Consider the following 10,546-nt stretch of genomic DNA (forward strand, 5'->3'; position numbering starts at 1 on the left):
GGCCCCGACCCGCGGTGCGGGTCGGGGCCCCCGGCCCGGTCCCGGCTCATGGCGCGGCGGCGCCCCGGCGGCGGGGCCGCAGGGCGAGGGCGGGGTTGGCGGGCAGCACCTCGAAGGCCTCAGTGGTGCACCGCACCCGGCCGAACAGCGCGTCGGGGCCGGCCACGCAGACCCGTCCGACGGCTTGCCGGCGCAGCGACGCCACCACGTCGGGCCAGCGCATCGGCCGCACGATGCTGTCGAGCAGCATCGTGCGCATCCCCTCCCCCGTACGCACCACGGAGCCGTCCTGGTCGGCGACCACCGGGAGTTCGGGGTCGGCGAACGGCAGCGCGCCCAACACCTCGTCCTCCGCCTTGCGGCGCAGCCCGCCGAAGGCCGCCGCGTGCATCGGGGGGCGCATCGTGTAGAGCGGCAGCGCGCCGAGGGAACGCAACTGCTGCGTCAACCAGTCGGCGTTGTGCTCGCGCAGCGACACCATGAACAGGTCGTCGTCCACGTGACAGGAGATCTCGGCCCATTCGCCGCGCGCGTCGAGGTCGGCCAGCAGCTCGGTCAGCCGCTCGCCCGGTACGCGGGCGTAGGAACACGTCACGACGTCGGTGTGCGCGGTGGCGAAGTACTCGGTGAGGCAGCGGGCGAGTTCGGCCGTCATCCACACGGCGTCCTCGAAGGGCAGCGACTGGACGTAGGCGGTGGCGGACTTCTCGCCGAAGCTGGGGCCGGCGCAGACGGTGGGGGTGACGCCCAGTTCGTTCTCGGCCCAATGGGCGAGTGCGACGGAGGTGACCAGGAAGGCGACCTGCGCGGCGTCGGAGTAGTCGTCCTCGGCCTCGCGGAGCCGGTCGACCAGGGAGTGTCCGAGGCGGGCGTCGGCGACGGCGACGAGTTCGCGGGCGTAGGGGTTGAGGAGCAGGAACTTGCCGACGTCGGCGAAGCGCAGCGGCCCCATGCCGGGGAACACCATCGCCGTGCCGGTGCGGGCGCCGCCCTCCTTGTCGGCGGGCGTGTCCACCGCTGTCGTCTCGGTTGTCATGGGTCTCCTTCCGCCCGGCCGTGCCGGGCTGCCGCGTCCGCCGCGGCGGGCCGCCGTTTCGGGTGCGGTCAGCTGCCGCGCAGACCTGTGAGGAACGCGGCCAGCACCTCGTGGAAGCGCTCAGGCTCCTCCAGGTGCGGCAGATGGCTGGACTCCTCGAAGACCTCCCACCGCACGTCGGGGATGAGGTCGACGAACGGCCGCACGGTCGCCGGTGTGGCCTCGTCGTGCCGTCCGGTGAGCAGCAGGGTGGGTACGGCGATGTCGGGCAGGCAGTCCTCGACGGACCAGTCGCGCAGGGTGCCGGTGACGTGGAACTCGCTGGGGCCGTTCATGACGGAGTAGACCGTCGGGTTGCCCGACACCTCCATGAAGGACGCCAGGTATTCGCGCGGCCAGGGCACCACCCGGCACACGTGCCGGTCGTAGAAGACCCGCATCGCCTCGAAGTACTCGTCGCTGTCGGTGGTGCCGGCGTCCTCGTGCCTGCGCAGCGTCTCGTCCACCCCGGGCGGCAGCGCGGCGCGCAGGATCTCCATCTCGGCGCGCCACAGCCGGTACGAGGCGGGAGCGTTGGCGATGACGAGTCCGCGCAGGCCGGCGGGGCGCGTGGCGGCGTGCCGGGCGGCGAGCATGCCGCCCCAGGACTGGCCGAGGACCACGTAGTCGCCGGCCACGCCGAGCCGGTCGACGAGGTTGTCCAGCTCGTCGAGGAACAGCTCCGGGGTCCAGAAGTCCGGGTCCGCGTCGGGCAGCCGGGTGGAGCCGCCGTTGCCGAGCTGGTCGTAGTGCACCACGGGCCAGCCGTCGGTGGCGAGGCCGCACAGGGGCAGCAGGTAGTCGTGTGTGCTGCCGGGCCCGCCGTGGACGGCGATCACCGCCGGCCGTTCGCCGCCGGGCGTTCCGGTGACCCGGTACCACGTCCGGTAGTCGCCGAAGGGAATCCAGCCCTTCGCGTCGGGTGCCACCGCCAAGCCGATCACCTCACTGGGAAACATGGTGCGTACGCGGCCGCACGCAGGCGCCCGCGTCACCGCCTCCTGTCTATCGGCCGCCGCCGGACGCCCCCAACCCCTAAGGGGCCCTTATCCGCCGCCCGCGGGCCCGTTCCCGGCGACCGCCGACGACCTGCCGGAGTACGGTGCGGACAGCCCGTCGACTACCTGGGAGAACTCCATGCGCGTCCTGCTGATGGCCTTCCCGACGAGAACGCACATCTACAGCCTCGCGCCGCTGGGCTGGGCGCTGCGCGCCGCCGGCCACGAGGTGCGCTTCGTCGGCCGCCGCAACCCTTCCGAGGTCGGCTCCTATCTGGAGACCGGTCTGGACACGATGTGGTTCGGGCCGGAGCTCGACATCCCGCGGCACCGCAAACTCGGTGGCGACGACCGGAACCCCATGGACGGCGAGTTCAAGATCTCCGAGACCCGCGAGGAGAAGTACACCGAGGAGTACGTCCGGGAGACCTACGAGAGGTGGACGCACGTCTTCGGCTGGGCGTCCCCGCCGCAGCTCCTGGACGAGCTGGCGCGCTTCGCCCGCCGCTGGAAGCCGGACCTGGTGGTGTGGGACCCGATGGTGTACGCGGGTCCGCTCATCGCCCGGGTGACCGGCGCGGCGCATCTGCGGGTGATGTACGCGGCCGACCAGACCGCCCGGATCAGCGCCCAGTTCCAGGAGTTGCGGGCGAGCCGCCCGGAGGCCGAGCGCGAGCCCGATCCGCTGGTGGAGTGGATGGACGGCTGGCTGGGGAAGCACGGCGAGTCGTTCGACGAGGAGCTGCGGTTCGGGATGACGACGCTCGATCCGCAGCCGGCGTGTGTGCGCTTCCCGCTGGACGTGGCGTACCGGCCGGTGAGGTTCGTGCCCGTGAACCGGCCGTTGTCCATCCCGCGGTGGGTGGTCGAGCGTCCGGCGCGGCCCCGGGTGATGCTCACCCTGGGGGTGTCGAACCGGCAGGTCCTCGGCCAGGAGGAGGCGTCGGTGACGGATCTCCTGAACGGGCTCGCGGAGCTGGACATCGAGGTGGTCGCGACGCTCACCGCCGAGCAGCTGGCGTCGGTGGAGAAGGTCCCGGACAACGTCCACGCGGTGGACTTCGTCCCGATGAACGAACTGCTGCCGACGTGCGCGGCCATCGTGCACCAGGGCGGCGGCGCCACCATCGGCAACGCGGGTGTGCACGGCGTGCCGCAGCTCATCGTGCCGGGCACCACCTGGAGCGAGCGGGCGTCGGCGCTGGCGCTGGCGAAGCAGGGCAGCGGGCTGTTCGTGGATCTGGAGGACATCACGCCGGCGGCGATCCGCACCGGGGTGGCCCGACTGGTGGAGGAGCCGTCGTTCGCGGATGCGGCCGGTGAGCTGCGCCGGGAGATGACGGAGCGGCCGACGTTCGGGGACATCGTGCCGGAGCTGGAGGCGGCTGTCGCCGCTCGCTGACAGCCGCCCCCGCCCCCGCCCCGGTCCGTACGGACCGGGGCGGGGGCGGCGCCGGACTCGGGGGCGTGCCGCCGCACGCCCCCGAGTCCGGTCAGAGCGGGCTGCCGCCAAACTCCTCGTCGTCGCCGGTGACACCGCCGAGCGCCATGTCGATCAGGGCGTCGGCGTCCATGGCGTCGATGGCGTCGAGGGCGTCGGCGCCGGCCGCGTCCGGGCCGTCCGGGTCCGGTGCGGCCCCGCCGCCGGCCGGTGCGCCGCCCGCGAGGGCGAGCAGCGGGGCGAGCAGTCCGGCGGCGCGCAGCACAGCCGGGTCGATGGAGCCGACCAGGAGCCGGATCTCCTCGTCCGAGTACTGCCCGTCCGCCTCGTCCGCGGTCCCGGGCTCCGGCCCGGTCTCGGGTGCCGTCTCCTCCGGTTCGGGGGCGAGTTCGGCGAGCAGGTGGCCGACCAGGGCCCGCGGTGTCGGATAGTCGAAGATCATGCCGGCGGGCAGTTTCAGGCCGGTGACGAGGGACAGCTTGTTGCGGAAGCCGACAGCCGACAGCGAGTCGAAGCCGACCTCGTTGAACGGCCGGTCGGGCTGGACGTCCTCGACGTCCGGGTAGCCCAGCAGGTTCGCCGCCTCGGTCCGCACCAGGGTGAGCAGCATCGGCGAACGCCGGTGCGGCGGCAGCGCGGCCAGCCGCTCACGCAGGCCGCCCCCCTCCCCCGCGTCGGCCGTCTCGGCCGCGGCGCGCCGCTCGCGCGGGGCCGCCGCCCGGGCCAGGCCCTGGAGCAGCGGCGGCACCCCGTCGGGGCCCTGAGCGCCGAGGCCGGCCAGGTCCAGCCGTACGGGCACGAGCAGCGGCTCACCGACCCGTTCGGCGGTGTCGAACAGGGCGAGGGCGTCCGCCGCCGGCAGGGCGGCGACGCCGCTGTCGCGAATGCGCCGGCTGTCGGCGGCGCCGAGCGTGGTGCCCATACCGCCGTCGGCGGTGTCCCACAGGCCCCACGCCAGCGACACGGCCGGCCGACCCGCGGCGCGCCGGCGCTGGGCGAGGGCGTCGAGGACGGCGTTGGCCGCGGCGTAGCTGCCCTGACCGGGCGAACCGAGGACACCGGCCGCCGACGAGAACAGCACGAACGCCGACAGCGGCAGGTCGCGGGTGAGCCGGTCCAGCTGCCAGGCGGCCTCGGCCTTGGGCCGCAGCACACCGTCCAGCCGGTCCGGTGTCAGCGCGGTGACCACTCCGTCGTCCAGCACACCGGCGGCGTGCACCACCCCGGTGAGCGGGTGCGCGTCCGGTACGGCGGCGAGCAGCGCCGCCAGCGCCTCGGGGTCGGCCGTGTCGCAGGCCGCCACGGTCACCGTCGCGCCGAGCGCCGTCAGGTCGTCGCGCAGCGCGGCCGCGCCGGGCGCGGCCGGGCCGCGGCGGCTGGTGAGGAGCAGGTGCCGGACACCGCGTTCGACGACCAGGTGGCGGGCGACGAGCCCACCGAGCGCGCCGGTGGCGCCGGTGATGAGGACGGTGCCGTCCGCGTCCCAGACGGGGCCCGCCGGCGCGGTGTGCTCCGCGGGAGCCGCCACCTGGGCGAGCCGCGGGACCAGGACGGCGCCGCCGCGCAGCGCGACCTGCGGTTCCCCGGTGGCCAGCACGCCGGGCAGGGCGGCGGCGGACGCGGGATCGGCCCCCAGGTCCGCGAGGAGGATCCGGTCAGGGTGCTCGGCCTGCGCCGAGCGGACGAGGCCGCCCACTGCGGCCGCGGCGAGGTCCGTCACCGGCTCCCCGTCGAGCCCCACGGCGCCGCGGGTGACGACGACGAGCCTGCTGGCCGCGAACGCGTCGTCGGCGAGCCACGCCTGGAGCAGCGCCAGCACCCGGTGCGTCTCACCGCGTACCGCGTCCGGGTGGTCATCGGCCGCGCCGCAGGGCACGACCAGCACCTCGGCGCCGGCCGCCTCCGCGAGGCCCGGAACGACCGGTACGCCCAGCGCCCCGGCGACGCCGAGGTGGTCCTGGCCCAGCAGGGCCCACCGGCCCGTGGGGCGCGCCGGCTCCGTCGTGAGCGGCTGCCACGACACGCGGAACAGCGAGTCGACGGTGCCGGGCCGGCCGGTGTCGGCGGGTACCGCCGCGGGCGCGGCCATGGGCCGCAGCAGCAGCGAGCCGACGGAGGCCACCGGCTGCCCCGCGGCGTCGGCCACGTCCAGCGCCACCTGCCCCTTGCCGAGGGGCCGGACGTGGACGCGCAGCGTGGTCGCCCCCGTGGCGTACAGCTGGACCTGCTCCCAGACGAACGGCAGGGCGCCGTCCTCGACCCCGGCCCCGCTGAGGCCGATGGTGTGCAGGGCGGCGTCGAGCGCGGCGGGGTGCAGCGTGTAGCGTCCTGCGTCGGCCCGTTCCCGGTCCGCCAGCACCACCTCGCCGAACGACTCGCCGTCGCGCCGCCACGCGGCCCGCAGGCAGCGGAACGCCGGCCCGTAGCCGAGTCCCTGCGCGTCCAGCTCCTCGTACATGCCGTCCAGCGCCACGGGTTCGGCCTGCGGCGGGGGCCAGGCGGAGAGGTCGAAGGAGGGCGGCCCGGCATTCGGCCGCAGCACTCCCGCGGCGTGCCGCGTCCACGTCGAGGCACCGTCCGCGTCGGTGCGGGCGTGCAGGGTGAAGCGCCGGGCACCGGAGCCGTCCGGGCCGCCTACCACGCACTGCACGAGGACGCCCTGCTCCGGCACCACCAGCGGTGCCTCCATGGTCAGTTCGTCGACCGCGCCGCAGCCGGCCGCGTCTCCGGCGCGTACGGCCATCTCGATCAAGGCCGTGCCGGGGACGACGACGGTGTTGCCGACGGTGTGGTCGGCGAGCCACGGCTGGGTGCCGACGGACAGCAGCGTCGAGAACATCAGCCCGCCCTCGTCGGCGAGTTCGGTGGCCGGCCCGAGCAGCGGCGAGTGGTCGGCGCCGGGCGCACTGCCGCCGGAGTTCTCCAGCCAGTAGCGGCGGCGCTGGAAGGGGTAGGTGGGCAGCTCGACGCGCCGCGCGCCGGTGCCGGCGTAGAAGGCCTCCCAGTCGACCGGCGCGCCGCCGACGTGGAGCGCGGCCAGGGCGTGCACGGCCGCGGTCGCCTCGGGGCGGTCCTTGCGGAGCAGCGGTATGAGGGTGATCTCGTCCGTCCGGTCGCCCAGCGCCTCGGTGGCGAGGGCGGTCAGCACGCTGTCCGGGCCCAGCTCCACCAGGCGGGCCACCCCCGCGTCGGCGAACGCCCGCACGCCGTCCGCGAACCGGACCGCCTCGCGGGCGTGCCGCACCCAGTAGCCGGGCGTGGCCATCTCCGAGGGCTGCGCACCGCCCAGCATGGAGATCAGCACCCGCTCGGGCTGGTGGAAGGTCAGCCCGGCCAGTACCTGGGCGAACGCGTCCAGCATCGGCTCCATCAGCGGCGAGTGGAAGGCATGCGAGACCCGCAACCGCCTGGTCCGCACGCCGCCGGCCGTCAGCCGCTCGACCACCGGCTCCACCTCGGCGCCCGCACCCGCGATCACCACGGACGCCGGGCCGTTGACCGCGGCAAGATCCACCGCACCCGCCAGCAGCGGCCGCACCCTCTCCTCCGCAGCGGCCACCGCCACCATCACCCCGCCCTCGGGCAGCGCCTGCATCAACCGCCCCCGCGCCACCACCAGACGACAGGCATCCCGCAGCGACAGCACCCCGGCCACGTGCGCCGCGGCGATCTCACCGATCGAGTGCCCGCCGACCACATCGCCGCGCACCCCCCACGACTCCACCAGCCGGAACAGCGAGACCCCGAGCGCGAACAGCGCCGGCTGCGCGAACTCGGTGCGGTCCAGATCCCCCCCGCCGTCCCACATCACCGCCCGCAACGACCGCCCCAGCAGACCGTCCACAGCCGTGCACACCTCGTCGAACGCCTCCGCGAACACCGGGAACGCCTCATACAGACCCCGGCCCATCCCCACCCGCTGCGCCCCCTGCCCCGGGAACACGAACCCGGTCCGCCCACCCCGGCCCGTAGCACCGGTGACCAGGCCCGGGGCCTCCTCGCCGTCCGCCAGCGCCATCAGGCCGCGGAGGAACTCCGGGCGGCGGGCACCCACGACCACGGCCCGGTGCTCCAGGCCCGCCCGGGTGGTGGCGAGGGAGTACGCGATGTCGGTGAGGTCGAGGTCGGGGTCGTCGCCGATGAGGTCGAGCAGGCGCTCGGCCTGGACGCGGAGGGCGGCCGCGCCACGTGCGGACACCGGCCAGGGCAGGGGGGTGGCGGGGTCGTCGGGTTCGACGTCCGCGGGGGCCGCCTCCTGCTCGGGCAGTTCGAGGATGAGGTGCGCGTTGGTGCCGCTGACGCCGAAGGAGGAGATGCCGGCGCGGCGCGGGCGGCCGGTTTCCGGCCAGGGGATCGTGCGGGTGAGGACGCGGACGTTGCCGGCCGACCAGTCGACGTGCGGGGTCGGTTCGTCCACGTGCAGGGTGCGGGGCAGGGTGCCGTGGCGCAGCGCCTCCACCACCTTGATCACACCGGCGACGCCGGCGGCGGCCTGGGCGTGCCCGATGTTCGACTTCACGGAGCCGATCCACAGCGGGCGGTCGTCGGTGCGCTCCTGGCCGTACGTGGCGAGCAGCGCCTGGGCCTCGATGGGGTCGCCGAGGGCGGTGCCGGTGCCGTGCGCCTCGACCGCGTCGATGTCGGCGGGGGTGAGGCCGGCGTTGGCGAGTGCCTGGCGGATGACCCGCTGCTGGGCGGGGCCGTTGGGGGCGGTGAGTCCGTTGGAGGTGCCGTCCTGGTTGATGGCGCTGCCGCGCAGGACGGCGAGGACGGGGTGCCCGAGACGCCGGGCGTCGGAGAGGCGTTCGAGGACGACGACGCCGACGCCCTCGGACCAGGAGGTGCCGTCCGCGTCGGCGGAGAAGGCTTTGCAGCGGCCGTCGCGGGCGAGGCCGCCCTGCCTGCCGAACTCCACGAACGTCTCCGGTGTCGCCATCACCGCGACGCCGCCGGCCAGGGCGAGCGAGCATTCGCCGGAGCTCAGCGCCTGGGCCGCCCAGTGGATGGCGACCAGCGACGACGAGCAGGCGGTGTCGACGCTGACGGCCGGGCCCTGGAGGCCGAGCGTGTAGGCGACGCGGCCGGTGACGATGGAGCCCGTGCTGTTGCTGCCGACGTAGTCGTGGTACTGGACGCCGGCGTAGACGCCGGTCGGGCTGCCCTTGAGGGACAGCGGGTCGATGCCGGCCCGCTCCAGGGCTTCCCAGGAGGTCTCCAGCAGCAGCCGCTGCTGCGGGTCGATCGCGGGGGCCTCGTTGGGTGAGACGCCGAAGAACGCGGCGTCGAAGGAGCCCGCGTCGTGCAGGAATCCGCCCTCGCGCACATAGGTGCTGCCGGGGCGGGCGCCGTCCGGGTCGTGCAGGGCGGCGAGGTCCCAGCCGCGGTCGGTGGGGAAGTCACCGATGGTGTCGGAACCGTCGGCGACCAGCCGCCACAGGTCGGCCGGGGAGGCGGCGCCGCCGGGCAGCCGACAGGCCATACCGACGATGGCGATGGGCTCGCCGGGCTCGGCGGCGCGGGCGGCGGGGCTGTGGCTCTCGGTGGCGCCGGCGAGTTCGGCGACCAGGTGCGCGGCGAGGCTGTCGGCGGTCGGGAAGTCGAAGACCAGCGTGGCGGGCAGGGGTACACCGGTGGCGGTGCTGAGGGCGTTGCGCAGTTCGACGGCGGTCAGCGAGTCGAAGCCGAGCTGCTGGAACTCCTTGCCGGGGTCGATGTCCTGGGCGCCGGTGTGACCGAGGACCGCGGCGGCGTGGTGGCGGACCAGTTCGCGGGCGGCGTCGGCGCGGGCGTCGGCGGGCAGGCCGCCGAGGTGTTCGGCGAAGGAGGTGCCGGGCGCGGCGCCGAGGGCGGCCGGGCCGGAGGCGGCGCGGCGTCGGACGGGGCCGGCCAGGTCCCGCAGGACCGGGGGCGGGACGGCGTCGGGGCCGCGCAGAACGGCGAGGTCGAGGCGGACGGGGACGACGGCGGGCCGTCCAGCGGTGAGGGCGGCGTCGAGCAGGCGCAGTCCGTCGGCGGCGGGCAGCGGCAGGACGCCGCCGCGGGAGATGCGCCGCCTGTCGTCGGCGTCGAGGGACGCGGCCATGCCGCCGTCGGTTTCCCACAGGCCCCAGGCGAGCGAGACGGCGGGGTGGCCGGCGGCGGCGCGGCGGACGGCGGCGGCGTCGAGGACGGCGTTGGCGGCGGCGTAGTTGGCCTGGCCGGGCGAGCCGAGGACGCCGGAGACGGAGGAGAACAGGACGAACGCCGACAGGGGGGTGCCGCGGGTGAGTTCGTCCAGGTGCTGGGCCGCGTCGGCCTTGGGCCGCAGGACGGCGGCGAGCCGGTCGGGCGTCAGCTCGGTGACGACGCCGTCGTCGAGGGCGCCGGCGGCGTGCACGACGGCCGTGAGGGGGTGCGCGGCGGGAACGGAGGTCAGCAGCGCGGCCAGCGCGTCGCGGTCGGCGACGTCGCAGGCGACGGCGGTGGCCTCGGCGCCGAGGTCGGTCAGGTCGGCGGCGAGGGCCGCCAGGGCCTGCGGGCCGCGGCGGCTGACGAGCAGGAGGCGGCGGGCGCCGTAACGGGTGACGAGGTGCCGGGCGACGAGTCCGCCGAGCGCTCCGGAGGCGCCGGTGAGGAGCACCGTGCCCTCCGGGTCGAAGGCGGATTCCGGTGCGGCGGGGTCGTCGGCCGCGGGTACGGCGGTGAGGCGGGGTGCGTAGAGCTGTCCGTCGCGTACGGCCAGGTGGGGTTCGCCGGTGGCGAGGGCCGCCGGGAGCAGCGCGGTGAGGTCCGCGTCGGCGTCGGTGTCGAGGACGACGATACGGCCGGGGTGCTCGTGCTGGGCGGAGCGCAGCAGGCCGCAGGCGGCCGCGGCGCCGAGGTCGGGTACGTCGCCGCCGGTGACCGCGGCGGCGCGGGTGGCGACCGCGACCAGGGTGGCGGTGGCGGGCCGGGTAGCGGCGAGCCAGGCGCGTACCGCCTCCACGGCGCCGCCGGCGGCGGCGTGCGCGTCGGCCGGGTCGTCGCCGCCGGGGACGCGCAGGACGGCGGCGT

The 10,546-nt window shown here is 75.5% G+C and carries 4 protein-coding genes; 1 reads left to right on the plus strand and 3 read right to left on the minus strand.

Annotated elements, in window-relative coordinates:
• Positions 1–46: 46 nt before the first annotated feature.
• Both JL475_RS36735 and JL475_RS36740 read right to left on the minus strand, forming a co-directional pair.
• Positions 47–967, minus strand: a complete 921-nt coding sequence (locus tag JL475_RS36735) for an ACP S-malonyltransferase (RefSeq protein WP_202282529.1) — start codon at positions 965–967, stop codon at positions 47–49.
• A 137-nt stretch (positions 968–1,104) separates the two neighbouring features.
• The gene (locus JL475_RS36740; protein ID WP_202282526.1) at positions 1,105–2,010 is read right to left on the minus strand and encodes a proline iminopeptidase-family hydrolase; all 906 of its coding nucleotides are present in this window, start codon (positions 2,008–2,010) and stop codon (positions 1,105–1,107) included.
• A 202-nt stretch (positions 2,011–2,212) separates the two neighbouring features.
• Between JL475_RS36740 and JL475_RS36745 the strand changes: the two genes are divergently transcribed.
• Complete coding sequence (locus tag JL475_RS36745) at positions 2,213–3,475, plus strand: nucleotide disphospho-sugar-binding domain-containing protein (RefSeq protein WP_202282527.1); 1,263 nt, start codon at positions 2,213–2,215, stop codon at positions 3,473–3,475.
• Positions 3,476–3,566: 91 nt separating this feature from the next.
• On the opposite strand, the gene JL475_RS36750 is transcribed toward JL475_RS36745, so the two are convergent.
• Positions 3,567–10,478, minus strand: coding sequence for a type I polyketide synthase (locus tag JL475_RS36750; RefSeq protein ID WP_307825305.1), 6,912 nt, complete (start codon positions 10,476–10,478; stop codon positions 3,567–3,569).
• Positions 10,479–10,546: the final 68 nt, after the last annotated feature.

This window comes from Streptomyces sp. M2CJ-2, assembly GCF_016757295.1.
Taxonomy (GTDB): Bacteria; Actinomycetota; Actinomycetes; order Streptomycetales; family Streptomycetaceae; genus Streptomyces.

Excerpts from the sequence above, each read along its gene's own strand:
- JL475_RS36745 (WP_202282527.1), top strand. The coding sequence starts at position 2,213 with ATGCGCGTCCTGCTGATGGCCTTCCCGACGAGAACGCACATCTACAGC.
- JL475_RS36735 (WP_202282529.1), bottom strand. The coding sequence starts at position 967 with ATGGTGTTCCCCGGCATGGGGCCGCTGCGCTTCGCCGACGTCGGCAAG.